Annotated in this window: 24 protein-coding genes and 1 tRNA gene; 16 read left to right on the top strand and 9 right to left on the bottom strand. The window is 33.5% G+C overall.

The window, feature by feature from the left end; genetic code table 11:
• Window positions 1–54: 54 nt before the first annotated feature.
• Window positions 55–1,623 (top strand): M28 family peptidase, encoded by a 1,569-nt coding sequence (locus tag HKP48_RS03010; RefSeq protein WP_296342670.1) that lies wholly within the window; start codon window positions 55–57, stop codon window positions 1,621–1,623.
• 138 nt (window positions 1,624–1,761) lie between these two features.
• A tRNA-His gene (locus HKP48_RS03005) sits at window positions 1,762–1,837 on the top strand.
• A 37-nt stretch (window positions 1,838–1,874) separates the two neighbouring features.
• On the opposite strand, the gene bshB1 is transcribed toward HKP48_RS03005, so the two are convergent.
• Window positions 1,875–2,591, bottom strand: coding sequence for a bacillithiol biosynthesis deacetylase BshB1 (bshB1, locus tag HKP48_RS03000; protein ID WP_296342668.1), 717 nt, complete (start codon window positions 2,589–2,591; stop codon window positions 1,875–1,877).
• 260 nt (window positions 2,592–2,851) lie between these two features.
• Here bshB1 and HKP48_RS02995 point away from each other — a divergent pair, with 260 nt between their 5' ends.
• From HKP48_RS02995 to HKP48_RS02985, 3 genes are read left to right on the top strand one after another with little or no spacing between them, the layout of a single operon-like run.
• Window positions 2,852–4,681, top strand: a complete 1,830-nt coding sequence (locus tag HKP48_RS02995) for an SLC13 family permease (RefSeq protein WP_296342666.1) — start codon at window positions 2,852–2,854, stop codon at window positions 4,679–4,681.
• Between the two features lie 58 nt (window positions 4,682–4,739).
• Window positions 4,740–6,350 (top strand): phosphoenolpyruvate carboxykinase (ATP), encoded by a 1,611-nt coding sequence (gene pckA, locus HKP48_RS02990; protein ID WP_296342664.1) that lies wholly within the window; start codon window positions 4,740–4,742, stop codon window positions 6,348–6,350.
• 55 nt (window positions 6,351–6,405) lie between these two features.
• Window positions 6,406–7,095 (top strand): DUF2490 domain-containing protein, encoded by a 690-nt coding sequence (locus tag HKP48_RS02985; RefSeq protein ID WP_296342663.1) that lies wholly within the window; start codon window positions 6,406–6,408, stop codon window positions 7,093–7,095.
• Here the strand turns inward: HKP48_RS02985 and HKP48_RS02980 are convergent.
• The 8 genes from HKP48_RS02980 to HKP48_RS02945 all read right to left on the bottom strand — a co-directional run bounded on the left by HKP48_RS02980 (window position 7,076) and on the right by HKP48_RS02945 (window position 15,288).
• The gene (locus HKP48_RS02980) at window positions 7,076–8,227 is read right to left on the bottom strand and encodes a PLP-dependent aspartate aminotransferase family protein (RefSeq protein WP_296342661.1); all 1,152 of its coding nucleotides are present in this window, start codon (window positions 8,225–8,227) and stop codon (window positions 7,076–7,078) included. The two genes, HKP48_RS02985 and HKP48_RS02980, sit on opposite strands and share 20 nt — an antisense overlap.
• A gap of 49 nt (window positions 8,228–8,276) precedes the next feature.
• Window positions 8,277–9,683: an MATE family efflux transporter gene (locus tag HKP48_RS02975; RefSeq protein WP_296342659.1), complete on the bottom strand. Its 1,407-nt coding sequence runs from the start codon at window positions 9,681–9,683 to the stop codon at window positions 8,277–8,279.
• 96 nt (window positions 9,684–9,779) lie between these two features.
• Window positions 9,780–10,232 carry a hypothetical protein gene (locus tag HKP48_RS02970; RefSeq protein ID WP_296342655.1) on the bottom strand — a complete coding sequence of 151 codons (453 nt, stop codon included), beginning with the start codon at window positions 10,230–10,232 and terminating at the stop codon, window positions 9,780–9,782.
• Window positions 10,229–10,606 carry a hypothetical protein gene (locus HKP48_RS02965; RefSeq protein ID WP_296342654.1) on the bottom strand — a complete coding sequence of 126 codons (378 nt, stop codon included), beginning with the start codon at window positions 10,604–10,606 and terminating at the stop codon, window positions 10,229–10,231. The genes HKP48_RS02970 and HKP48_RS02965 overlap by 4 nt, the downstream gene beginning before the upstream one ends.
• 259 nt (window positions 10,607–10,865) lie before the next feature.
• Window positions 10,866–11,054, bottom strand: a complete 189-nt coding sequence (locus HKP48_RS02960) for a hypothetical protein (protein ID WP_296342651.1) — start codon at window positions 11,052–11,054, stop codon at window positions 10,866–10,868.
• A gap of 76 nt (window positions 11,055–11,130) precedes the next feature.
• Window positions 11,131–14,322 (bottom strand): cytochrome c biogenesis protein CcsA, encoded by a 3,192-nt coding sequence (ccsA, locus tag HKP48_RS02955; protein WP_296342650.1) that lies wholly within the window; start codon window positions 14,320–14,322, stop codon window positions 11,131–11,133.
• A 98-nt stretch (window positions 14,323–14,420) separates the two neighbouring features.
• Window positions 14,421–14,870 (bottom strand): large conductance mechanosensitive channel protein MscL, encoded by a 450-nt coding sequence (gene mscL / locus HKP48_RS02950; RefSeq protein ID WP_296342647.1) that lies wholly within the window; start codon window positions 14,868–14,870, stop codon window positions 14,421–14,423.
• A 25-nt stretch (window positions 14,871–14,895) separates the two neighbouring features.
• The gene (locus HKP48_RS02945; RefSeq protein ID WP_296342645.1) at window positions 14,896–15,288 is read right to left on the bottom strand and encodes a group III truncated hemoglobin; all 393 of its coding nucleotides are present in this window, start codon (window positions 15,286–15,288) and stop codon (window positions 14,896–14,898) included.
• A gap of 82 nt (window positions 15,289–15,370) precedes the next feature.
• Here HKP48_RS02945 and HKP48_RS02940 point away from each other — a divergent pair, with 82 nt between their 5' ends.
• The 11 genes from HKP48_RS02940 to HKP48_RS02890 all read left to right on the top strand — a co-directional run bounded on the left by HKP48_RS02940 (window position 15,371) and on the right by HKP48_RS02890 (window position 26,735).
• A complete protein-coding gene (locus HKP48_RS02940) occupies window positions 15,371–16,162 on the top strand; it encodes a Rossmann-like and DUF2520 domain-containing protein (protein ID WP_296342643.1) in 792 nt (263 codons plus the stop codon).
• Window positions 16,163–16,191: 29 nt separating this feature from the next.
• Entirely contained in the window at window positions 16,192–16,722 is a 531-nt protein-coding gene (locus tag HKP48_RS02935; protein ID WP_296342640.1) for an HAD-IIIA family hydrolase, read from the top strand.
• A gap of 62 nt (window positions 16,723–16,784) precedes the next feature.
• Entirely contained in the window at window positions 16,785–17,090 is a 306-nt protein-coding gene (locus HKP48_RS02930) for a hypothetical protein (protein WP_296342638.1), read from the top strand.
• A gap of 6 nt (window positions 17,091–17,096) precedes the next feature.
• A complete protein-coding gene (locus tag HKP48_RS02925; protein ID WP_296342636.1) occupies window positions 17,097–18,026 on the top strand; it encodes a geranylgeranylglycerol-phosphate geranylgeranyltransferase in 930 nt (309 codons plus the stop codon).
• On the top strand, window positions 18,026–18,619 hold the full coding sequence (locus HKP48_RS02920; RefSeq protein ID WP_296342634.1) for a Maf-like protein: 594 nt from the start codon (window positions 18,026–18,028) through the stop codon (window positions 18,617–18,619). Before HKP48_RS02925 ends, HKP48_RS02920 begins: the two co-directional genes overlap by 1 nt.
• 29 nt (window positions 18,620–18,648) lie before the next feature.
• A complete protein-coding gene (locus tag HKP48_RS02915; RefSeq protein WP_296342632.1) occupies window positions 18,649–19,575 on the top strand; it encodes a septum formation inhibitor Maf in 927 nt (308 codons plus the stop codon).
• A 47-nt stretch (window positions 19,576–19,622) separates the two neighbouring features.
• Window positions 19,623–20,156 (top strand): mechanosensitive ion channel domain-containing protein, encoded by a 534-nt coding sequence (locus tag HKP48_RS02910; RefSeq protein ID WP_296342630.1) that lies wholly within the window; start codon window positions 19,623–19,625, stop codon window positions 20,154–20,156.
• Window positions 20,157–20,159: 3 nt separating this feature from the next.
• Window positions 20,160–21,236 (top strand): magnesium/cobalt transporter CorA, encoded by a 1,077-nt coding sequence (gene corA / locus HKP48_RS02905; protein WP_296342628.1) that lies wholly within the window; start codon window positions 20,160–20,162, stop codon window positions 21,234–21,236.
• An 82-nt stretch (window positions 21,237–21,318) separates the two neighbouring features.
• Window positions 21,319–23,838 carry a PIG-L family deacetylase gene (locus HKP48_RS02900; protein WP_296342626.1) on the top strand — a complete coding sequence of 840 codons (2,520 nt, stop codon included), beginning with the start codon at window positions 21,319–21,321 and terminating at the stop codon, window positions 23,836–23,838.
• Between the two features lie 115 nt (window positions 23,839–23,953).
• The gene (locus tag HKP48_RS02895; RefSeq protein ID WP_296342624.1) at window positions 23,954–25,753 is read left to right on the top strand and encodes a sodium:solute symporter; all 1,800 of its coding nucleotides are present in this window, start codon (window positions 23,954–23,956) and stop codon (window positions 25,751–25,753) included.
• Between the two features lie 4 nt (window positions 25,754–25,757).
• Window positions 25,758–26,735 carry a Gfo/Idh/MocA family oxidoreductase gene (locus HKP48_RS02890; RefSeq protein ID WP_296342621.1) on the top strand — a complete coding sequence of 326 codons (978 nt, stop codon included), beginning with the start codon at window positions 25,758–25,760 and terminating at the stop codon, window positions 26,733–26,735.
• Window positions 26,736–26,971 lie beyond the last annotated feature (236 nt).

Below are 26,971 nucleotides of genomic sequence, written 5' to 3'. Positions count from 1 at the left end.
TAATGCCTCAGACCAAATACAGGTATATTAATTAAAATAAAATCTAATTACATAATGAAAAGATTATTCTTTGTACTATGTTTATCTACAGTACTACTAGCTTGTGGTGGCGGCAAGACCAATACGTCAATAGCTTCTAAAAAAAGCACTGCAAACCCAGTTGATTATGCAGAAACCATAACTCAAGAAGAGTTAAAAGATATGCTTTACACCTATGCTTCCGATGAATTTGAAGGTAGAAACACTGGAGAAAAAGGACAAAAAATGGCTGTTGAATATCTTAAAAACCAATACGTTTCTATGGGTATTTCATCAGCTTATAATAATGATGATTATTTTCAAGAAGTCCCTTTACAAAAACAAAAAGTTGCTGAAGCACAAGTAGCAGTAAATGGTAAATCCTTTGACGCTTTTACAAACCACATTGTTTTAGTACTTTCAAAAGATTTAGATGTAAAAACATCAGAAATTATATATGTTGGTCACGGCATCGATGATGAAAATTATTCAGATTACAAGAATATAGATGTTAAAGGCAAAATTGTGTTGGCAAAAGCAGGTGAACCAAAAGATGCTAATGGAAACTACGTAACTTCTGGTAAAACTGAAGGTACGAAATGGACTAATGGTCGTCAATCGCTTTCTAGCAAAAGAAATGCTGCTCAAGAGCAAGGAGCTAAGGCTTTACTTTATTTAGATGGTAATTTATTTTCTAGGTATGCGCCTTTCTATCAAAGACAAGCCGAGTCGGGATTTTCGGGGAGATTATCTCTTAAGAGTGACGATGGAGATTTTGCATTTGTTATGATAAACGAAGATTTAGCCAAAGAAATTTACAACTCTATAGCCGATGACAACACACCAAAAGTTCTAAAAACAGACATGGTGTTAAAGGCTGAAAGAAAAGCTGAAGACGTTATGTCTGAAAACGTAGTGGCCTTTATAAAAGGGTCTGAAAAACCAGGTGAAATTTTAGTACTTTCTGCACACCTTGACCATGAAGGTATAAAGAATGGTGAGGTTTACAATGGTGCAGACGATGATGGTTCTGGCACTATAGCTTTAATAGAAATTGCTGAAGCTTTCCAGCAAGCTGTTAAAGATGGTTATACACCAAAACGCTCAATACTCTTCCTACACGTTACAGGTGAAGAGAAAGGCCTTTTAGGTTCTAGATATTATACCGACATAGACCCAATATTTCCATTAGAAAATACTGTTGCAGACTTAAATATAGATATGATTGGTCGTATAGACCCAAAACGTAATGAAGGAGACAGAAATTATGTTTACCTCATTGGAAGTGATAAGTTAAGTACAGAACTCCATAAGCTATCTGAAGAGATTAATAAAAAGTACACCAACATAGAATTAGATTATACTTATAATGATGAGAACGACCCTAACCGTTACTACTACCGTTCTGACCATTATAACTTTGCTAAAAACAATGTTCCTGTAATTTTCTATTTCAATGGTACGCATGATGATTATCATAAGCCTAGCGATACACCAGATAAAATTGAATATGATTTGTTAGAAAATAGAACAAGACTGGTTTTTTATACTGCTTGGGAACTTGCCAATCGCAAAAATCGTCCAGTAGTGGATAAAGCTGAATAAAAGTGATTTAGATAAAACTTCTCATTATCAATAAACAAAACCCTTCTGATATTTAGAAGGGTTTATTTTTTTAAATATTTCTAAAAAAGGTTTTGCTGAAATATAGTTTTCAATTACATTTGCAGTCCTAATTAAAATGGTGGTTGTAGCTCAGTTGGTTAGAGCGCTGGTTTGTGGTACCAGAGGTCGCCGGTTCGAGACCGGTCTTCCACCCTTGTCAGTAAAGCCTTTCAGAAATGAAAGGCTTTTTTTTATTTCAAATCAAATAAACTTTCGACGGCAACATAGCGCTCAACCGTAAACCCTTCTGCGTGTTCTACACCGATTAAACGTCCGAGATTTCTGGCCCTGTATTCTATACTGTCTGTGAAATTTTTGGAAGATATTGGTGTTTCTGGAGCATTACTTTTAGGGTCGTAAAATTGGGTTTTATAAGCAAGAACAGCATCCATTTTTTTATCCATAAAACCACTAATATCTACTACAAAATCAGATTCTATATCCTTCCACTGTATATAATGATAAACAACTTTTGGTCGCCACTTGCTCTGTTCTACTTTATTTATTGAAGTTTTAACCTTGATAAGTCCACTCAAAAAACAGGCATCACTAACTAATTTGCTTCCCTTTCCATGGTCAATGTGTCTATCATCTATAGCATTACAAAGAACAACTTCTGGTTGGTATTTTCTAATCATTTTTATGATTTCGAATTGGTGGGCTTTGTCATTAACAAAAAATCCATCAGCAAAACCTAAGTTTTTTCTTAAGTTAACACCAAGAATTTTGGCGCTGTCAGCAGCCTCCTTATCTCTTGTTTCAGCAGTACCTCTTGTGCCTAATTCGCCTCGAGTTAAATCTATTATTCCAACTTTTTTACCTTTTGATACTTCCTTTGCCAATGTTCCACCGCAACCTAATTCTACATCATCAGGATGCGCTCCAAAAGCTAATATGTCTAATTTCATCTTATATTTTTAAAAAAAGAAGCTTTTTTGCTCCTATTATATACCTATTCATTGTCAAAAATATTAAAAAGAATATAGATTATAGGATTCTTTCTATTCCGCAAACGGTTTCGTTTTAAAATATCTCGATATAAACCTTACTTTTCTGCACAAATTTGAAAAATTAGCAATTCTTTATAAGTATGACAACCGTCATAATAATTGGATATAAATGCCTGTAATTTTATGGTATAATAAAAAAGATTTCTCCAATGAGCTTGATGCTAATCATTTTATCTATTACAATTCTACTATTCATTTGGGGAAAATTCACGCCAGATATTGTAGCTCTTTTATCTATGTTAAGTCTATTTATGTTTGGTATACTGGATTTAAATGAGACCTTAAGCGGCTTTAGTAACCCAACTGTGATTATGATTGCCGCTCTTTTTATTATTGGTGAAGGTTTATCTCAGACAGGTTGGACAGCGTTAGCAGGTCAAAAATTTATGAGTCTTGCGGGTAAAAGTATTTCACGTTTGCTAGTTATAACAAGTCTTGGTGCTGGCGTTTTATCTGGTTTTGTTAGTAATACAGGTACAGTGGCCACATTAATGCCTGTTACTATTTCTTCTGCTTGGAGTATAGGTACTTTACCTTCAAAATTATTAATGCCAATTGCGTTTGGGTCTAATACTGGTGGATTATTAACCTTAACTGGTACGCCACCAAATATTATTGTTAACAATACAATGCTCGAAAGTGGTTTAGAGGGATTTTCTTTCTTTGAATTTGGATTAATTGGACTTCCTCTACTTCTTATCGCATTAATCTATTTCAGATATATTGGCTACAGATTACTACCAAAAAACAAAACCAACAATAAGCCTGTAGACATAAGTACTACAATGCACAAATGGATAGAAGCTTATAAAGTAGATGATAACTACTACAGACTTAGAGTACGTTCTGTATCTCCGCTATTGGGCACAAAGATTGGCGAATGGAATTTTGAAAACAACTATCATGTCTCTATAATAAGAATTAAAAGAAGGCACCCTAACCGTTTAAAAGGTAACGAACCATTTATAGAATTTCCTGAAAATTCAACTGAGTTTCTTTACCACGATATTATTACAGTCAAAGGTGAAACAGAAGCAATTAATGCCTTAATGATAAAGTTTAGATTAGGCTTACTGCCTTTGGAGCCCATTGCAGATGAACTTAAAAACAACCTTATAAACCAAGAGGTTGGTATGGCAGAGATATTAGTGACACCTAACTCTGTTTTAGTAGGTCGTAAAATAAAAATTGGAAATTTCTTTAAAAGATTTGGCGTGCAACTTATGGCTGCATCTCGTAATAACAAACCGTTTACAGAACGTGAAATAACTATAAAGGCAGGTGATGCATTTTTAGTTAGAGGTATTTGGAGCGATATAGAACAATTAAAAGAATATCATGAAAACCTAGTCATTTGTGGTAGTCCAGAAGGTATGGCAAAAACCGTAACTATTTTATCTAACAAATCTTACATTGCCTTATTTGCTTTAGCATTAATGATTGTGCTTTTGGTCTTTAAAATTGTGCCAGGCGCAGTTGCAGCGTTGATTTCTGCCGGTATTGTACTAATTTCTGGTTGTGTACCAATTGCAAAAGCCTATAAAGGTATTAGCTGGATAAGTGTAGTAATGATTGCCGCAATGATACCTATGGGAACTGCACTACAAAAAACAGGAACTGCACAGTTAATTGCAAACGGATTAGTCGAAACATTGGGAACTTTACATCCTGTTGCACTTTTGGCTGGTGTTTTTTTACTTACTACAACATTTAGTCAGGTTATCAATAACTCAGCAACGGCAGTACTTATGGCACCTATTGTATTAATTGCAGCAAGTACTCTAGAATTATCTGCTGCGCCTTTTATGATAACTGTAGCTGTTAGTGCATCTACAGCATTTTTAACACCCGTAGGAACAACAACTAATGCCATGGTTATGACTGCTGGCGGATATAAATTTAAAGATTACCTAAAAGTAGGTGCACCATTGCTTCTGCTATTTCTAATAACAACTTTACTATTAGTGCCATTGATATGGCCATTTTAAATCGAAAGTCGAATTAAAAAAATTTTAAATCATGGAAACTTTATTTAAAAAACCGATTATGAAAACAAGAGACCTCACCAAGTACGGATTAAAAGACACCAATGCCCATTGGAATCTTTTGCCAGAAGAACTACAAGCCATTACTCTTAAAAAAGGAATGGGAAAAGAAACAGCTAACGGAACATTAGCCATAAACACAGGAAAATTTACAGGACGTTCCCCACAGGATCGCTTTTTAGTAAAAGATGATTATACAAAAGATCGCGTTTGGTGGGGAAAAACTAATAAGGGTATTTCTCCTGAAAACTTTGATTATTTACAATCTGAAATTGAAAATTATCTAAGCGGGAAAGAAATCTATGTTAGAGATGGTTACGTTTGTGCCGATCCTAAATATAAAATGAATGTAAGAACTGTTACAGAATATCCATGGTCTAACATGTTTATTTATAATATGTTTTTAAGACCTTCAGAAGAAGAATTAGAAAATTTTGAAGAAGAATGGTTGGTCCTTTGCGCACCAGGTTACGAATGTAAAGAGCCAAAAAAATATGGTATTAGACAAGGTAACTTTTCCATTTTAAACTTTACAAAAAAGATAGCTCTAGTAGGTGGCTCTGCATATACAGGTGAAATGAAAAAAGGTATTTTCTCTGCATTAAATATGATTTTACCAGTTGATAAAAATGTATTACCAATGCATTGTTCTGCCAATGTTGGTGAAGATGGAGATACTGCAATTTTCTTTGGATTATCAGGAACTGGAAAAACAACATTATCTGCAGACCCTAATCGTAAGCTAATAGGTGATGATGAGCATGGTTGGACAGCAGAAAACAGAATCTTCAATTTTGAAGGTGGTTGCTACGCCAAAGTCATTGATTTAACTGAAGAAAAAGAACCAGACATCTATAGAGCTATTAAGCCTGGTGCTATTCTTGAAAACGTAGTTTTTAAAGATAATAATGAAGTAGACTATATGGATAGCTCAATTACACAGAATACGCGTGTAAGTTACCCTATTTATCATATAGACAATATCCAACAGCCATCGTATGCAGATAACCCCAAGAATATATTTTTCTTAACCTGTGATGCCTTTGGAGTATTACCTCCAGTATCTAAATTAACACCAGGACAAGCAGCTTACCACTTTATTTCTGGTTACACTGCTAAGGTTGCTGGTACTGAAGCTGGAATTACTGAACCTGTACCATCATTCTCAGCTTGTTTTGGAGAGCCATTTATGCCACTACACCCAACAAAATATGCAGAAATGTTGAGTAAAAAAATGCAAGAAGCAGGTGTTAATGTTTGGTTGCTAAACACTGGCTGGAGCGGTGGTCCTTATGGCGTAGGTTCTCGTATTAAACTCAAATACACCAGAGCTATGATTACGGCAATCCTTAATGGAGAATTAGAGAATGTAGATTACGAACAACACCCAATATTTGGCTTATTTATGCCTAAATACTGCCCTAATGTTCCAACAGAAATGTTAGACCCAATGAACACATGGTTACAGAAAGGTGGTTATATCAGTAAGGCTATCAACTTAGCACACTCATTCCACTTAAATTTTGAAAAATTTGCAAGTGAAGCTTCAGAGCAAATTATAGAAGGCGGTCCACTAATTGATGAGCACCATCATTTAAACGACCACGTTTAATAATTCCATGATTCGAGAGAGCTCAGAAATGGGCTCTCTTTTTTATTATATATAGATGAAAAAATTACTGACACTATTAGTATCTTTATTAGCCTTAGTTGGCAAAAGCCAAAGTCCTTCAGAAGCCTTTTTAGGCTCTTGGTATACCTATGGTAGTAACCATAGGTTAAGTGAAAAATATAGTGTAAATCCCTATGGAGAATTACGCTTCTATGAACCTTCATCCAATTATAACTTAGCTTTTTTCTCTATAAGAGGAAACTACCACTTAAAAGATAATCAGTCTATTGGTTTGGGCTATGCGTATTTAGATATTGATACTGTTTTTGAGTTTGATAACGAACCTAATGTTCATGAAAACCGCCTATTTGAGCAATACACTTTGAGTAGAAAATTCGAGAAATTTGTGCTAATACACCGCGCACGTTTAGAGCAGCGTTTTTTAGATTTTAAAGACAGAAATGAAACACAAAATAGATTTAGGTATCGACTAAGCCTAAAATATACATTAAACAAAACACTCTTCTTAATTGCAACTGAAGAACCTTTTGTAAATTTTCAAGATCAAGTATTTCATGAAAATCGTTTTTATTTAGGTATTGGATTTCAAATTATGGAACATTCTCAACTCCAAATAGGCTATTTAAAACAACATATCAGAAAAAATAGCTTGAATAGAATTCAAGTTGGTATAAGTATTAAAACTGACCACAGAAAAACTACGACTAACGTATCGCGTCTATAGCTTGATTGATATCCTTTTTTAAATCTTTAGCATTTTCAATACCTACAGAAAAACGTATCAATTGGTCGCTAACACCAATAGCAGCACGTTCCGCTTCAGTCAATAAAGCGTGTGAAGTTAAATGTGGTGAAATCATTGTGCTTTCTACACCTGCTAAACTCATAGAGGATTTTATTAATTTTAGCTGCTTTTGAAATCTATAAGAATCCAAGTCATTAGTTAATTCAAAAGATAACATAGCGCCAAAACCTTTCATTTGTGCTTTAGCTAATTTATACTCAGGATGTGTCTTTAAACCTGGATAATACACTTTCGAAATTTTAGGATGCTTATCTAACCATTTTGCTAATTTCATCGCGTTTTTGGTTTGCGCTTTAACCCGCAAGCCTAGTGTTTTCATGCTACGTTCTAACATCCAAACGGTCATATCGCTTAGACTTCCACCTAAATTTTTAGATACATTCCAAATACGTTCCATATATTCATGGGAACTGGCTACTGCTCCAGCACAAATATCACTATGACCACCAAAATACTTAGTAGCAGAATGCATGACCATATCAATTCCGAAGTCAATAGGCTTTTGATTTATTGGTGAAGCAAATGTATTATCTATTGAAGTAAGTATGCCTTTTGTTTTGGCTAACTGTGTAATATCTCTAATATCTGTAACCGTTAATAAAGGATTAGACGGCGTTTCTATATGAATGAGCTTTGTATTTTGTTGTATTACAGATTCAAAATCTTTAGCTCTATAACCATTTGTAAAAGTATATTCTATACCATACTTTGGAAATTCTTCTTTAATGAAATTAACTGTTCCGCCATAAAGTGTATTCTGCACAACCAAGTGGTCTCCTTTTTTCAAAAATGCCAAAAACATATGACTTATGGCTGCCATACCTGAGCCAAAAATCATAGCTGCTTCTGTACCTTCTAAAGCTGCAATTTTTTTAGATAAGAACTCTTGATTTGGTGTATTAAAATAACGTGGGTATCGCTTTACATCAACGTCTAAAAACTCATAAGAAGAGCTTAAATACATTGGAGAAACAGCACCTTTAAACTGCTCATCTTTAACTTCACCTACGTGTGTACAAATGGTATTAATTCCTAATTTATCTTTTAACATGGTATTGTTTTAATCTCCATAAAAGTAATGAAAAATCAATAAATTTAATCTATACTTTTACAGATTTCCAGTAGCCTTTTTTGAACCACATAATTCCTAAAATTACTATTAAAACTTCAGCTAATGTAATAGCCGTAAATACGCCAATTGGTCCAAAATCAAATGTTAATGCCATGAGGTAAGCAAATGGCAATTGGAATACCCAGAAACAGATAAAATTAATCCAAGTAGGTGTTTTTGTATCACCTGCGCCATTAAAAGCATTAATAACGACCATACCGTAACCATAAAACACATAACCTGCTGCAATAATTCTAAGACATAAAGCGCCATTCTTGACCACTTCAACTTCATTAGAAAATAATTGAATAATCTGAGGTGCGAATAGCAAATAGACAATAGAAACAACTCCCATGAAAAAAGCACTATACTTTCCTGTTTTCCATACTGATTGTTCCGCACGTTCAGGTTTTTTTGCTCCTAAATTTTGGCCGACTAAAGTGGCGGCAGCATTACTCAATCCCCAAGCAGGCATTAACGTAAACATCATAACTCTAATAGCTATTGTATAACCTGCTAATACTTCACTACCGAATTCGCTCATAATACGCATTAAAAAAACCCAAGAGGATGTGCCAATTAAAAACTGTGCTATTCCACCGAGCGAAACTTTTATAAGATTTATCATCACGGCTACCCTTATTACCAAATCTTTAAAACCAACTTTTATTCTGCTCCATCCATAAAACAAAATCAATAACTGAAATAAGACAGCTGTACCACGGCCAATAGTTGTTGCTATTGCTGCGCCTTGTACACCATATGCCTGTACTGGTCCAAATCCAAAAATGAATATTGGGTCTAAAATAATATTGAGTCCATTTGAAACAATCAAGGCCCACATTGCTATAGAAGCATCTCCTGCACCTCTAAAAATAGCGTTAATAAGAAAGAGTAACATTATAGTGACGTTTCCGCCCATAAGTACTTGGGTATATCCATAGCCTTCTTCTATGAGGTCTGCTTCTCCTCCCATAAGCCCAAGAATTTCCTTAGGATAAATAATTCCTACTACACTAATAAAAACAGCTATAACAATACCTAAGAATATAACCTGTACAGCTGCCCTTGATGCACCTTCTTTATCTTTTTCACCAGTCCGTCTTGCCACAATTGCGGTTGCAGCCATGCTTAGTCCTATAGCAACAGCATAAACTAAAGTAATTACAGATTCCGTTAAACCAATCGTGGCTACAGCATTAACGCTCACTTGAGATACATAAAAAATATCCACAATAGCGAATATAGATTCCATGAGCATTTCAAGAATCATCGGAATGGAAAGCATAAAAACTGCTCTGCGAATAGTACCATTGGTAAAATCTTGTTCTTTACCAGAAACAGCGATTTGTAAATATTTAAAAAATTGTTTTATTGAAATTCTATTGGATTGCATAATATTGAAAGTAAAATAAGTACTGGCTATTTCAGAAACTGAAACAGCATTTAATTCGCTAAAGAACTAGCGATAATTTTTCTTTTAGTAAGTGTCTTATGCAACCATAATGGCACAAATATGCACATTATTTTTTAAAATAGAAAGAAAGTAGTATAATGTAATACCAAACAATAATGTCCAAAGAAGTGTTCGAGTCCAGTTATACTTGACTAGTTTTTTACAAACATTTTCTAAGGGTTTATTATCTATGCTTTGATGAAGTGGAACAAAAATAAGAAATGTCACAAGCCAAAGTAAAATTATAATAAACATACTCAAAACCGTATACCAATTCTGAGTTTGCCATAAATGAATAATTCCTAAAATAAGCTGACTAAACATTAAAGGTAATACTATGATAGTTACACGCTTGGTATAACTTTGATGCCACTTGAATAGATTTGATTGTGAATAATAACCGAAACTTGGGTATATAACTAATTGCACTGCCCAAATCAATACTAAAAACCCAGAGTCAATAATTAAGCGTATCTCATTTATGCTCATAATTTATTAGTTGTTCTAATCGACCAAGCCCACAAAATCAGTAAAGGATGAATTACGATTAACCGTACCCAAGCTATCCATAACGGTACGCAAAGAGAATCTGACATACAACCACCTTCAGTAATAAAATAGACATGTGAAGGAATAAAGAATATAAGTAATGTAATAATCCCTTTAACTGCTAATAATCGTGTTCTCGGTAGTGTTACACCAATTGCTAACAGTATCTCAAGTAAACCACTTGCATAATTTATAAACTCAGCATACGGTAAATAATCTGGAATTAAAGGGTAATAAAACTCTGGGTTTATAAAATGATAACTTCCTGCAAACCCATAAAAACCAATCAATATAATACGAAGGTACTTTATCATGATAATTTCAAGTTATAATCAGTGTTATTTTGATTAGTACTAAATAAGAAACTAAATCACCAAACAAAGTCATGAAGAGAGTATACAAATTAAAATAATTATATAAACGCCTGTTATAAAGTAATAAAAATAATTAATAAAGTGTGTTTAACTTAATGTAATTATGCTTTACTACTTAATTCTATTAAAAGCTCTTATTATAAAATAAGCCCACAGAACTACTAGAGCCGAAACTATAATGGAGAACCAAAATACTATATCATCTGCCTCCATTGTTAATAATTTTGAGGTAAATAATTACACCCAATAACGTTGGAGCCCAAAGACCTATAAAGATACCGTGTAATCTATTACCAGTTAAAAATAAGTACTCTGCAACAATAATTATAACTGCACATAAAGCTAATATAAAAATATTGGCAGCTCCTAATTTTTTGAAGAAATTCATTTAATTGGTTAATTTAATAGGCACAAGTTACATAAAAATGAAGTTGACCTGATTAATAATGTAAGAAATTTGTACACTATCTGTAAAAAGTCTTATGCTTTCTATAGGCAAAAAAGCCTATAATAGCAATAATACCTAGTGTTATGGCAATAAATTGAAAACTTAGAATTTGGTCACCGCTAGCATAACTGTGTAATCCTGACAGATAGAAATTGACTCCAAAATATGTCATTAAAATACTGCCAAAAGCCAATACAGACATTAAACTATACATCCATCTACTTCTCAATCCTGGTACGAGCCGCATATGAATCACAAATGCATAAATCATAATACTGATTAATGCCCAAGTTTCTTTTGGATCCCAGCCCCAATAACGACCCCAACTTTCGTTTGCCCACATACCGCCAAGGAAATTACCAATGGTTAGCATGACTAAACCAACTGTAAGTGCCAGCTCATTTATAATAGTAAGCTCTTTTATATTGATAAGCATACGTTCTTTATTTTCCTTATTCGTAAAAATCATTAATAACAGGGCAACAAGCCCCAAAATCATACCTAAGGCAAAAGGACCATAACTACCAACAATAACAGATACGTGTATCATTAGCCAATAACCTTGTAATACTGGCTGAAGATTTGCAATAGCCGGATCCATCCAGCTCCAATGCGCAATCATTAAAATCATAGATGTTACGAAAGCCGAAGCAGCAATTGTGAGACTATTTTTTCTACCAAATAATAGACCAAATAACATAACAGACCAAGCTACATAAATCATGGACTCATAAGCATCACTCCATGGTGCATGTCCAGACAAATACCAACGAACAATTAAACCTCCTGTATGAAGCGCAAATAATAAAATAATAACTCCAATAAAAGCTTTTATAGCATACTTTAACCATGTGCTTTTATACTTAAAAATCTGAATAATTATAAGTATAAATAACAAAGTACCCGCATACATATACCAGCTGAAGAGCTTCTGAAAAATATCATACTTATTATACGCAATTTCAGTTTCAATCTTTTTATCAGACGGCATAACCTCACTCCCGTATTTCTCTTGAGACTTTTTAAAACCTTTTAATAAAGCTTCCGCTTGTGAAAAATCACCGGTTTGTTTAGCTTGGTTGAGGGTCATTAAATAAGCACTAAAACCATTATTAATAAAATTACCGTAAAGCGTATCTTTTATTTTAGTTCTATAATCTCCAAGTCTAAATTCATCTGAAGAAATCCATTTATTATTTTCGTCATTAGGTACTGGAAATATTTTTAGAGAATTACCTTCTATCACATCAAATAGTAATCTAACGCGGTCATTTGTTTCTCGAAACTTCTTTTGATGTCCAGTTGGTGTTTGTGTTTTATAGGCTTCTGCTAGATACGGCTCTAATTTATAGGCACCTCTTTCATCAAAAAAGTCTACAAACCGTGCATACTTAACAGATTTATCTATACCAATAATTTTTTTAATAGAATCTGTCTCCATTCGCCTCATATAGATGACAGGTGTATTAGACCATAATTGTGGGCTTTCTTGCATGGAAAGAAAAACCTGTGTCGCACTAAAATCTTCGTAAGTATCTTTTTTACTGAGCTTACGTAAAATCTCTGAAGCAAAGGTATGCATGGGCATCATTCGACCGCTAATGTCTTGAATGACCATTTTTGCAAACTTATCGGCATGCTTTTTGGGTGTAATATTAACCTTAAGTATAGAGTCTATTTGCTGTTTTTGCAATTCCATACTATGGTCATGTCCGTCATTTGCAGAATGCTCTTGAGAAAAACCTGATAAACTAAACAACACTAATAAAGTTGCTAAAATCTTAGCTTTTTTCTTTTTAAGTTTCTTTAAGTTTTTACGTAACTCATCAAAACGTGTATGTCTTGCAAACATGATTGCTAATAATCCAAAATACAACAATAAATATCCAGCATAAGTGATGTAAGTTCCCCACATATCATGATTTACGGATAAAATAGTTCCTTTTTCATCTGGGTCAAAACCTGACTGAAAAAAGCGATAACCGCGATAATCTAAAATATGATTCATATAAATTCGGTAATCAAAATCTTCATTTTCTTTATCAACGACCGTTACTTTACTTTCATAGGATGAGTACTGATTTTCTGTACCAGGGTATTTCTCCGCTATAAAATCATTCAATTTTACTGAGAATGGTAGTTCAATAAGTTTAGAACCATACTGAACATCTATATCTAACCCACCAACTTTAATAGTTTCATATCCGCTATTAATACCTTGACCTCCAATTAGACCAAGTTCTTTAGTTTCTCCGTTTGCGGTAATATCTAAAATAACACCATCTTCATCATTTTTGAGAATTTGCGATTTTTTAACCACGGCAAATTTACCTTTGACCACAGGCTTTGGGAAAACCATTTGCATGTTCTCTATAATATATCGAGAACGCAATGCCAATCGCTGTAAGCTATCTTTCACCAATTTACCTTGGCGCATGGTCGCCATGGTTAGGTATTCTCCATCATAAGGTGAGTTAATAAAAATTCCTGCATCATTATTTGTGATATTGATGGCGCCTTCTTGAAATTTATTGAGCGTAAATAGAATATTATGGATGCTCTGTGTTTCGCCTTCTTTAAGAAAATGATTATGTGGTTTTCCTCCACCAGCTTCAACTATTTTAAGGTAATTTTCTCCTTCATCACTAGGTACAATATCTTTTTCAGCTCCTTTAATAAACTCTTTTACAGCAATGGTTACAGGTATATTTCCGTAAGTATACGTCTGTTCAAAATCATTATCTAATCTTTCAGAGAAATCGACATGTTCTTCAAAATTATATTGCTGTAATTGACCATTAAGTTGATAATTACCAATAATGCGCCCCTTAATATAAGTTTTAAGAGATAGCAGTTGATTAGATGTATCACCTTCTCTAATCGCTAGTGCACCTTCATACCCAACGTAGCGTGTTACAAATGCGCCTAATAAGATTAGTATAAAAGATAAATGTAATGTGAGTGTTGCCCATTTTTCTTTTCGCCATAAACGAAATCTAAAAATATTACCCATAAAATTAATAACAAAAAACACCATAATTGCTTCAAACCACCAAGCATTATATATGTAATGCCTAGTAAATGGTGTTGGAGAGGTATCCATGTTGCGATCTATAAGAGTACCTGCCGCCATGGCAACAGCAAATAGAATAAATAATATTGAGGTAAGTCTTGTGGAAAATAGGAAATTAGCGATTTTCTTTTGCATAACGAACGGCTTATTTTAAGCTCAGGCAAAGATAAGGCTTTTAACCCATTTTTTTGACTTCTAACAAATGCAAAAAGTTGTTAAATTTCTTTCAATAATTATGAAGCTTTTTGAGCCTTCAATAGTTGATTCTGTTCTTCCATCAATGTATTTAAATTTGAAAGCAACTCAATGTCTTTAGGTGTCACAACGGTATTGTCACTGGTGTCTTGAGCTTTACGCTTTAACCTATTCATAAATTTAACGATGATAAAAACAGTAAATCCAATGATGAAAAAATCTAAAAAGACCTCAGCGAGCTTACCATAGGCAATAGCAACTTCAGATATAGTGAGTTCTCCTTCACCATTAAATACTGCTTCTCGTAATACAAATTTTTGGTTTTGGAGATTGACACCATCAGACAATAATGATAGCGGTGGCAGTAAAACTTGCTTGGCTAATACATCGATAACTTTATTAAAAGCTGTACCGATGATAATACCAATCGCCATGTCCATCATGTTTCCTTTAACAGCAAACTCTTTAAATTCTTTTAGTAATTTCATGTTATTTTTATATTTATAATAAAACTCATTGATTTTGTCTTGCTTCAAAAATTTTTAAATACAAGAAAGTCCCCATTTTACGGGCGCGACGTTTGGCATTTTCAGCATAATGGCCTACAAATAATTCGTCAATAGTTTCAAACCAAAGATTTAACCACAAACCAAAGTGCAATTCTGTTATACTATTATGATGAGCTTTATCAATATTTACATGAGCTTCTAACGGATTTCCTGTAAACTTTGTTTTTAAAAACAAACTCGACTCCCAAAACGTTGTTAGATGTTGCAAATGCTCATCCCAGTCTTTAATCGTATTGTTAAAAAAAGGGGCAAGAACCCAGTCCTTTTTCACTTTTTCGTAGAATTTAGTAACAAGAAGAAAAACATCTTCTCTGGTTTTTATATCTAGTTTTGACATGGTTTTAAAGGTAGACTAATTTTTTATTTTATTGAAAGACACTTCATTTTTTAGACGCTATAATTCTTAGTATTTTTACGCTATGATTACTGTAACAATTCTTGGAGCTGGTAATGTGGCTTCGCATCTATATCGCGCGTTTTCAAAGTCTAAATCTATTGCCGTTAAGCAATGGTATAACCGCACGTTTGAACGAATAAAGTCATTTCAAAATGAAACTGAGGTTATAGATAATCTTTCAAATTTAAAAGATGTAGATATTTACGTTTTAGCAGTCACTGATGATGCTGTAGCTAAACTATCTGAAGCATTACCTTTTGATAATCGCTTCCTTGTACATACCTCTGGAAGTGTAGGTTTGCATGATTTGGACAAGAAAAATAGCCGTGGTGTTTTTTATCCGCTGCAAAGTTTTTCTAAAGATGCGGAAATGGATTTTGCTAATGTCCCTTTTTGCATTGAAACTGAAGACAAATCTAAACTTGAAGTACTTAAAAACTTGGCTGAAGCTGTAGGTAGTAAACACTACAAAATTTCCACAGAACAGCGGCAAACCCTTCATCTTTCGGCTGTATTTGTAAATAATTTCGCCAATCAGTTATACCGAATTGCTCATGAAATTAGCGATGCAAAAAGTATTAATTTTGAAATATTAAAACCCCTTATTGCTGAAACAGCAAACAAAGTACAAGAGATGTCACCTTACATGGCACAAACTGGTCCTGCAAAACGTAATGATATAAAAACATTAAAGAAGCACTTTAAGTTACTAGAAAATGAGGAACACTCTAATATTTATGAATTGCTAACGCAATCCATTCAAAAAACACATGGCATTAAATATCCTTACAACCGTAAACGGAATAAACGCTAAAAAACCTAAAAGCAAGAGCTAATAATAATATGGAAGATAAAAGCTATAAAGAATACCTAAACGATATTACCACATTTATTTTTGATGTGGATGGTGTGCTAACGGATGGAACTGTTACCGTAACTACAGATGGCGAAATGCTTAGAAATTTTAATATTAAAGATGGATACGCTCTAAAAACTGCTGTAGACTTAGGCTATAATATTTGTATTATTTCTGGTGGCTCTAACGAAGGTGTAAGGAAAAGACTTAATCATTTAGGTATTAAAGATGTCTATTTGGGAGCAAAAAATAAAATTGAACAGCTTAACGATTATTTTTCGAAAAACAATATCTCAAAATCTCAAACTTTGTATATGGGTGATGATATCCCTGATTATCCTGTAATGCAATTAGCAGGTTTGCCCTGTTGTCCGCAAGATGCGGTACCTGAGATAAAGGCTATTTCCAAATACATATCTCATAAAAATGGTGGTGCAGGTGCTGTAAGAGATGTTATTGAACAAGTACTAAAAGTACAAGGCAAATGGAATGGAAATTTTGAAGCTAATTACGATTGATTAGTCTTTAAATAAAAGTATTATTTTTGATTATTATCTTTAAAGTCTAAAATCAATAAACCATGGGAAGAAGACATAGCACAGGATTCGGTTACATTGGTTTTGGCAACAATCAAAACACTTTCAATCAAAGTTCAAAAAAACCATTCTCAAAATACAAAGAAAAACTAGACCTCGAAGCACATTTGCACTACGAGATGGATTTTTTGCATAAGAATTTAACTAAGGAAGACAAACAAAAAATAAAAGATAAAATTAGAAAACAAGAGCGTATCGTTAATAAAAGAACTGCAATTCTAACTCTTTTTTTATTTGCATTATTGTCCGTTTCTGTATTTCACCTCATCAGTCAAATTATGTCGCGATAAGCATATATGAATTATATTCTTAAACTCATTCGTTGGAAAAACTTACTATTAATAGTTTTAACCCAAGCTCTCATAAAATACGCACTTCTAGAACCTTTAAAAGAAGATTACGGCTTCAGGACAGCTTTAAGTACTATGGACTTTATAATCTTAGTTTTAGCTACAGTCTTTATTGCCGCCGCTGGTTATATAATTAACGACATTGAAGATGTTACAGCTGATAAAATCAATAAACCCGAATCAGTTATAGTCGGTAGACATATTTCTGAAAAAACAGCAACAAATTTATTTATCGCTCTAAATTTTATTGGTGTTATTTTAGGTTTCCTAATCTCAAGAGCTATTGGCAAACCTTCCTTTTTTATCATTTTTGTGTTAGCTTCTGCATTGCTTTACATCTACTCCACATACCTTAAAAGTATCACTTTAGTTGGTAATATTATTGTTGCAGGTCTTGTTAGTCTAAGTATTCTTTTAGTTGGTGTGTTTGATTTAGTTCCTGCTGTAACAAGAGCAAATCAATCGTCGCAGTTATTTTTCTTAGATCTCATTAAAGACTATGCCATTTTTGCTTTTATGCTCAATTTACTTCGTGAAATTATAAAAGATATTGAGGACATAGACGGCGATTATAAAATGGGAATTAAAAGTCTACCAATAGTCTTAGGAAGACAGCGTGCCACAAAACTAGCTTTTATATTGTCTTTAATTCCACTCGGAGTAATTATTATATACCTTTCCAACAATCTCTACAAACAGCCAATAGCCATGGGTTATGTCTTATTATTAATCATAGCACCATTAATATATACGTGCATAAAGCTGTTTAGCGCAGAACTTAATAGAGATTATAAAATGATAAGTAACATTCTAAAATTAGTAATGCTTACAGGTATCCTTTCGCTTTTATTGTTTCAATTTATATTATTGAAATAATGCTAAAAAAAATTTTAAAGCCATACCGCCTTATTCTAGCTTCTGGTTCTCCCAGACGTCACCAGTTTTTTAAAGATTTAAACTTAGATTTTGAAGTTGCCCAAAAACCTATTGAAGAAATTTATCCTAAACATCTCGAGCGTGAAGCTATTACTGATTACCTATCAAAATTAAAGGCAGAACCTTTTCAAAACGAACTGAAAGAAAATACCATTATAGTCACGAGTGACACCATTGTTTGGTATAAGAATGAAGCCCTTGGCAAACCTAAAAGCCCTCAAGATGCTTTTTATATGCTCAAATCTTTGAGCGATGCAACGCACGAAGTCATTTCATCGGTTTGTTTTACAACACCGGATAAGCAAATTGTTGTAAATACCAGCACCAAAGTTACTTTCAAAACCTTATCTGACAGGGAAATTTGGTTTTATATAAACAACTTCAAACCCTTTGATAAAGCTGGTGCTTATGGCATCCAAGAGTGGATTGGCTCTATTGGCATTACAAGCATTGAAGGTTCTTATAACAATGTCGTTGGTCTACCTACCCATTTACTTTACGAAACGTTAAATGCCATTGCTAAAGAAAAATAGCATTGTAATTTTGCTAAAAATTGAATGTTATGAAAGCCTTAAAATATGTACTTCCAATCGTCTTATTTTCCTTGATATCATGTAAGGAGGAGGTTCAGAAAAAAAATTCAAAAATCATTGCTGAAGCTCAAATTAATGAGGTAATCAAAAAACCTGCTTTTAAACCCTCAAAAGCATTTAATGACTATTGGCATGGTGGTGAAGCCGAAATTACATCTTACAAATTAGAACAAGTACGTTATGCCGAGGTACGAAATGGCAATGCCGTCATGGTTTATGTTACAGAAGATTTTCTTCCAGAAGTACAAGTAAAAGCAGATAATTACAGTGAAGAAAACGTCTCGGTCTTAAAGTTAAACGCTACTAAAAATTTTAACACGGGTATCTATCCATATTCGATAATGCAGAGTACGTTTTACCCTGTTGCTAATAACCAGCATTTGATAAAAGCATCAGCCTCAATACAAGAATGGTGCGGACATGTCTATGCTCAATTAAACAATAGAGCAGATTTTGAAGTGATGTCTCACTCCTATTTTCAATCTGAAGCCGACCAAAAGTTTAATTTAGATAAAAGTATCTCTGAAAACGAATTATGGACAAAACTCCGTATCAATCCTCAATCGCTTCCAACTGGGAAGATATCCGTTATTCCTTCCTTAGAATATATTCGTTTAAGACACATAGATTTTAAAGCCTATAATGCTAGTGCCACTTTAAAGGAAGGTTCTTATACATTAGACTATCCTGAATTAAAAAGAACTTTAATTATTAATTTTAATAAAGTATTTCCTTTTGAAATCACTAGTTGGGAAGAAACTACACCTAGCGGATATGGGTCTCATACCGAAATGTTAACGACTAAGGCAACCAAAATAAAAACGATTAAATCGGCATATTGGAGCAAGAATGCCAATAAGTATCAAATCCTAAGAGAAGACCTAGGTCTACAATAAATCTAAATCTCTAAGCTATATTTGTTAGTAGTAACAACTATATAGAAATGGCCAACCTCTTTAATACTTACCAGACTGAAATTGTATATTCAGCTATTTTGCTCGTAATCCTAATAATTATTAGAGCGTTAATCGTAATTTCAGTAAAAAAAATTGGTAAGCGTAGTGGTACCACAGAGGCAAGAGCCAATCTTATTGGACGTTACGCCACTGTAACTATTTTACTTCTTGGATTACTCATAGAGGCATTTATACTTGGTGCTGACTTTGGTGATATTTCCGTCGTATTTTCATCCGTATTTGCAGTTATTGGTATTGCTTTATTTGCTATTTGGTCAATATTGAGCAATGTAACCTCAGGTGTTATTATGTTCTTTTCCTTTCCATACAAAGTCGGTGATAAAATAAAAATTCATGACAAGGATTACCCTATAGAAGCTATTATAGAAGATATAAGAGCGTTTCAGTTAATTTTAAGGGAAGATAATGGAGATTTAGTAACTTACCCTAACAACCTCATACTTCAAAAAGCTGTAACTTTAATTCAGAAAGATGCTTTAAACGATAGTAGTATTTTATAAACTATGAAGATAAAACCAAAAAAGCGCACCAAGGATTTTCAAAAACATATTGGACAAGTACCTGGTACACTTATTTATACTGGAAAAAAATCTGATAAAGATTTTCACGTAGAATGTTTTGACTATACAAAAGATACTATTGAAGAATCCGCGCTTATTAATATTGAAGATGCGGTAAACTATAAAGATACCGACTCTGTAACTTGGATTAATGTCGATGGATTAAAGTATACAGATCAAATCGAAAATATTGGTAAACAATATGGTCTTCATCCATTAGTCTTAGAGGATATTGTAAATACAACACAACGTCCAAAAATAGATGAGTACAAAAATTATCTCTTTGTAGTTTTAAAAATGTTGTATTACGATAGAGATGAAAACATAGTTATTGAGCAAGTAAGTTTTGTATTGGGTAAAAACTACGTGATAACATTTCAAGAATCTGAAGGTGATGTTTTTAATACAATCAGAGAACGTCTTAGATATGCCAATGGACGTATTAGAGGTTTAAAATCTGATTATTTAATGTACGCATTAATTGATGCAGTCGTTGACAACTATTTTAGTATTATTGAAACCTTAGGCAACAAAATCGAAGACTTAGAAACCGAGTTATTTGCTGGACAATCTCGAGATAATATTAATGTTGAAGTACAACAACTTAAAAGAGAAATCTTAAAAGTACGTCGGGCTATATTTCCACTTCGAGAAATCATAAGTCGTATTGAAAAAGGAGAACATCCATTAATTTACAAGCGTACAATAACCTACTATAGAGATGTTTACGATCACTTAATCCAAGTATCAGAAAACATTGATATTTACCGGGAAATGATTTGGAGTTTAATGGATATGTACATGACGACCATTAGCAATAGGATGAATGAGGTAATGAAAGTACTCACTATAATATCTACAATATTCATTCCGCTGACTTTTTTAGCTGGTATTTACGGGATGAATTTTGAATATATTCCAGAACTGCAATACCGCTATGGCTATTTTGTACTTATAGGTGTAATGTTTATTATGTTTATTGGGCTTCTATTTTATTTCAAAAGAAAAAAGTGGTTGTAATTTTAACCGTTAAATAAATCTAAAATCAGACCAGTAGCTAGTCAACTTTTATAACTTTGAAAAGTAACTAACCAGCTCTAAGATGCATCGCATAACATTTGGGATTTTATTCCTTTTTTCAGCATTATTTTCTGTAAATGCACAGCAACCAAAAAAACTAAATTCTTCAGAAATATATGAAGCTGTACAAAAGTTAAACGTTTTGGCTTCTGTATTGTACGTAGCCGCTCATCCTGATGATGAGAACACAAGACTTATAGCTTACATGTCTAACGAAGTAAAAGCACGTACTGCTTATTTATCTCTAACACGTGGTGATGGCGGACAAAACCTTATCGGTCCAGAAATTAGAGAGCTTTTAGGTATCATGCGTACCCAAGAACTTTTGGCTGCAAGAGGTATTGATGGTGGCGAGCAACGTTTTACACGTGCTAATGATTTTGGCTATTCAAAACACCCAGACGAAACTCTAAGTATTTGGAATAAAGACGAAGTTTTGGCTGATGTAGTTTGGAATATTAGACAGTTTAAGCCAGACATTATCATTAACCGTTTTGACCACAGACGCGCAGGCCAAACACACGGACATCATACAAGCTCAGCCATACTTAGTTTAGAGGCTTTTGACTTAGTAGATGATGCTTCGGCATACCCTTCGCAACTAAAACATGTAGATACATGGCAACCCAAACGTATCTTCTATAATACCTCTTGGTGGCGTTATGGTAGCCGAGAAGCTTTCAATAAAATCGATAAAAGCAATATGCTGAATTTTGATATTGGTGTTTACTATCCGCTAAAAGGACTTTCAAATAATGAATTGGCGTCTATGGCTAGCAGTCAGCATTTATGTCAAGGTTTTGGTAGAATGACCTCTCGAGGCTCGCAAGAAGAATACATAGAATTCCTTAAAGGTGATGCTCTAGAAGACGATAACCCTTTTGCTGGAATTGATATCAGTTGGAATAGAATTGAAGGAGGAAAAGCAATAGGTACCATTTTAAAATCAGTTGAAAATAATTTCAACTTTGCTCACCCATCAGCACATATTCCAGAATTGGTTAGAGCATACCAAATGCTTCAAAAAGTTAAAGATAACCATTGGAAATCCATTAAATCTGAAGAATTAAAGTCAATAATCGAGGCATGTTCTGGTTTGTATTTAGAAGTTTCAGCCAATAGTCCAACGGCTACAAAAAATGAGTCCGTAAATTTACGAATTGAAGCTTTAAACAGAAGCAATATAGGTATTCAATTGGTTTCTTATAACATGACCTCTTTAGATAATGCTGTTTCAAAAAACATTACACTTCCACAAAATCTGCGTATTAATATTGAAGAAGGTATCACAATTCCTGATAATAGTAATTACACATCTGCATATTGGCTCAATAAAAAAGGAAGTTTAGGAATGTACAATGTCGAAGACCAAATACTAATAGGTAAACCAGAAACACCAAGAGCGATTAACGTTACTTTTAACTTGAATATCGAAAACGTTTTAATTCCAATTACAAAACCAGTGGTATATCGCTATTCAAAACCTGACAAAGGTGAATTGTATAGACCATTTGAAGTTGTACCACCAGTTTCTGCAAACTTAAAAGACAAGGTCTACATTTTTGAAAATGATAAACAGAAAGATATTGAAGTCATTGTAAAAGCTGGTAAAGATAATATTGAAGGTTTTGTGCAGATGGCTTACCCAAATGATTGGAGCGTCTATCCGGAAAAACAAAAAATAAACATCGCTAATAAAGGTGATGCACAAAGATTGGTGTTTACTGTTATTCCTCCTAAATATCAAAGCGAAGGATTAATCACACCGATGGTAAATCTCGATGGTGAATTCTACACAAAAGAGCTCATAGAAATTGATTATAACCATATCCCTTTCCAAACCGTTTATCTACCAAGTGAAAGTAAATTGGTAAGACTAGATATCGAAAAACGTGGCAGTAATATTGGTTATATTGAAGGTGCGGGAGATGTAGTACCAGAAAGCCTTAGACAAATTGGTTACAGAGTTACCATTATAAAACCAGAGCAAATTACAGCTAAAAACCTGAGTAACTTTGATGCTATTGTTGTCGGTATTAGAGCTTACAACATTTTGGATGAATTAAAATTTAAACAAAAATATTTATTAGATTTTGTAAAAGACGGCGGAAATTTAATTGTCCAATACAACACTAGTAGACGCATAAAAGTCGATAACATTGCACCTTACGAACTAAAATTATCTCGTGACAGAGTTACTGACGAAAATGCCAAAATACGCATTTTAGAACCTAATCATCCGCTATTAAACTTTCCAAATAAAATAACAGAACAAGATTTTGAGGGTTGGGTACAAGAACGAGGCTTATACTTTCCAAACAAATGGTCTGAAGAATTTACCCCGTTATTTTCTTCAAATGATAAGGGCGAAAGTCCAAAAGATGGTAGTCTATTAGTAGCTAAGTACGGAAAAGGCAACTATATCTATACAGGTTTGAGTTTCTTTAGAGAATTTCCTGCAGGTGTTTCTGGGGCTTATCGCCTATTTGCTAATATGCTTTCGGCTGGTAAAGAAAAAACATCTACAAATTTAAAAAACTAGTCCATGGAAGAGCAATCACATAAAAAACAGCCTTGGTTAAAATCATACACCTTAGTACTCGTGGCTAATCTCATCTACATCATCTTATTTTACTTTTTAACCCAAGCCTTTTAATATGACTTTAAGCTGGATTGATTGGACGGTTTTAGCTGTTACCCTACTTACTATCGTTGGATATGGTACTTGGGTTACCCGAAATAATAAAAGTGCGCAAGACTATATAAAAGGTGGAAATACATCACGTTGGTGGACCATCGGACTTTCGGTAATGGCGACGCAAGCTAGTGCAATTACCTTTTTGTCGACCACTGGTCAAGCATTCTCTGACGGTATGGGTTTTGTACAATTTTACTTTGGTTTGCCTATAGCCATGGTCATTATTTGTTTGGTATTTATACCACTTTACCATCGCTTAAAAGTCTACACAGCCTATGAGTTTTTAGAAAACCGTTTCGATTTAAAAACCAGAAGTCTTACTGCCATTCTGTTTTTAATACAACGAGGACTCGCAGCAGGAATTACCATTTTTGCACCTGCGATAATTTTATCTATAGTTTTGGGTATTAATATCATTTATCTCAATATTATTATTGGTGTATTGGTTATTATTTATACCGTTTCCGGTGGTACAAAAGCAGTAACAGTAACACAAAAACAACAAATGTTTGTCATTTTTGCTGGAATGTTAGCAGCATTATTTATTACATTAGACTTAATACCTAAGGACGTCTCTTTTACCGATGCTTTAGATATTGCCGGTGCGAGTGGTCGCATGGAAGTCTTGGACTTTTCTTTTGATCTAGAAAACCGATATACCGTTTGGTCAGGTTTAATTGGCGGAACTTTTTTAGCACTCTCCTACTTTGGCACAGACCAAAGTCAGGTACAGCGCTACCTTTCTGGTAAGAGTATGAAACAAATGCAAATGGGATTAATTTTCAATGGCTTATTGAAAGTACCAATGCAATTTTTTATTCTTTTGGTTGGTGTTATGGTATTTGTTTTTTATCAGTTTAATCCTTCGCCATTAAACTTTATTGATACATCTACAGAACAAGTATTGGCTTCAGAATATAGTGATGAATACAAAAAACTCCAGCAAAAGCAGAATGAATTATTCTTAGAGAAAAAAAGCCTGAGTTTAGAATTAGCTAAAGAGGAAAATATAGCAACGTACAATCAACTTTTTAAATTAGATAGCATTGAAAAGGCTTATCGATTAGAGTCAAAGTTTTTGATTAAAAAAGCAATTTATCCAGAATATGTTGATAAATACAGCACATTAAAATCTGAAGTTGAAAAACTCTCGGTAAATCCAAAAAGCGAAGCTTATATTTCTAAATCTGAGGAACTAGAAATACTTTATAAATCTGCAGCAAAAGATACAAAGACCAATGATAGAGACTACATGTTTATTCGGTTTGTGCTTAAACATCTTCCTGTTGGTCTTATAGGATTATTATTAGCGGTTATATTATCTGCTGCGATGTCCTCGACGGCTTCAGAAATAAACGCATTGGCAACGATTACATCTATGGACTTGTATGCGCGTAATCAAAAGGAAGAAAAAGACGATGCACATATGGTTAGAGTAACTAAATGGTTTACTTTGACTTGGGGAATCATAGCAATCATCATTGCATGTTTTGCCAATTTAGCAGAAAATCTCATTCAGCTCGTAAATATTATTGGCTCTATCTTTTATGGTAATGTTTTAGGTATTTTCTTATTAGCATTTTTCTTTAAGCATATAAAAGGAAATGCTGTTTTCATTGGTGCTTTAATTACACAAGTTATTATTATTGTTGGTTGGTGGTATGACTGGATGCCTTACCTATGGCTTAACCTTTTTGGATGTATTTTAGTAATTTCTATTACACATATTATTCAAGCTACGACAGGGAAAAGGTCTTAAATACATGAAAACTAAAGTAGTAAGATGGGGAATTATTGGAGCAGGTAATATTGCTGAAAAATTTGCCAAAGATTTACATTCAGTTTCTAATTGCAAACTTTATGGTATCGCCTCTCGAAATCTTAAAAAAGCTGAAAAATTTGCTAGTAAATTTAAAGCTACGAAAGCTTATGGCAATTATGAAAGCCTTGCCAAAGATGAACAGGTTGATGTTGTTTATATAGCAACACCTCACAGTCTTCATAAAAAACATACATTGCTTTGTCTTAATCTAAAAACACCTGTGTTATGTGAAAAGCCTTTTGCTATGAATCTAAATGAGGTAAATGAAATGATTCGCACAGCGAAAACGAATAACTTATTATTAATGGAAGCAATGTGGACAGCTTTTTTACCGCACTTTCAGGAAATAAAAAAACTAGTAACCAACCAGTATTTTGGAAACGTAATTAAACTTGAAGCTGGTTTTGGATTGCATCCTAAATACGACGAAAATTCAAGGCTTTTTGATAAAAGTCTTGGTGGAGGAAGTCTATTAGATATCGGCATCTATCCTGTATTTGCAGCACTATCATTATTGGGGTTACCAAACTCTATTAAAGCAAATGCAGATTTTTTCTCTAACGGAACTGATTCTAGCTGCAACATAATATTTCACTATAATAAAGCTAAAGCTTTTCTGAATAGTACATTTTTGAAAAACACAAAAACTAAGCTTGTTATTAAATGTGAAAGAGGTACAATTAGAGTAAATAATAATTTTCATCAACCAAATTCTGTGGAACTCATTTATGAAAATGGCCAATCCGAAACTAAACTATTTAATTGCAAAACCTTAGGTTATAGTTATGAAATACAACATATAAATGAGCTACTAAGAAAAGGAAAAACGGAAAGTGATATTATGACTTTTAATAAAAGTATAGAACTTATTAGCACCTTAGACCAAATAAGAAACATCATAGGGTTAGATTACAATTAAAAAACGCGCTTTTCTAATAGCTAGCTTAATTAATACTTTAGATGAAATATTAATTATATAAATTGATTATCCTTTTTACTGTATATCCTTAAAGTGTAATAATCAAAATGTAACTGTCATTTCGAGCGTGGTCACAGAGCGTAGTCGAAGTGTAGTCGAGAAACCGTAAGGTTCAGCGTAGCTAAATCTATGTTTTTGATTTTCAAGACATTTCGCCTTTAGTTTATGCTGAGTAC

Origin of the sequence: Winogradskyella sp. (assembly GCF_013042245.1) — a bacterium.
Taxonomy (GTDB): Bacteria; Bacteroidota; Bacteroidia; order Flavobacteriales; family Flavobacteriaceae; genus Winogradskyella.
This window is presented reverse-complemented; position numbering and strand designations above follow the sequence as displayed.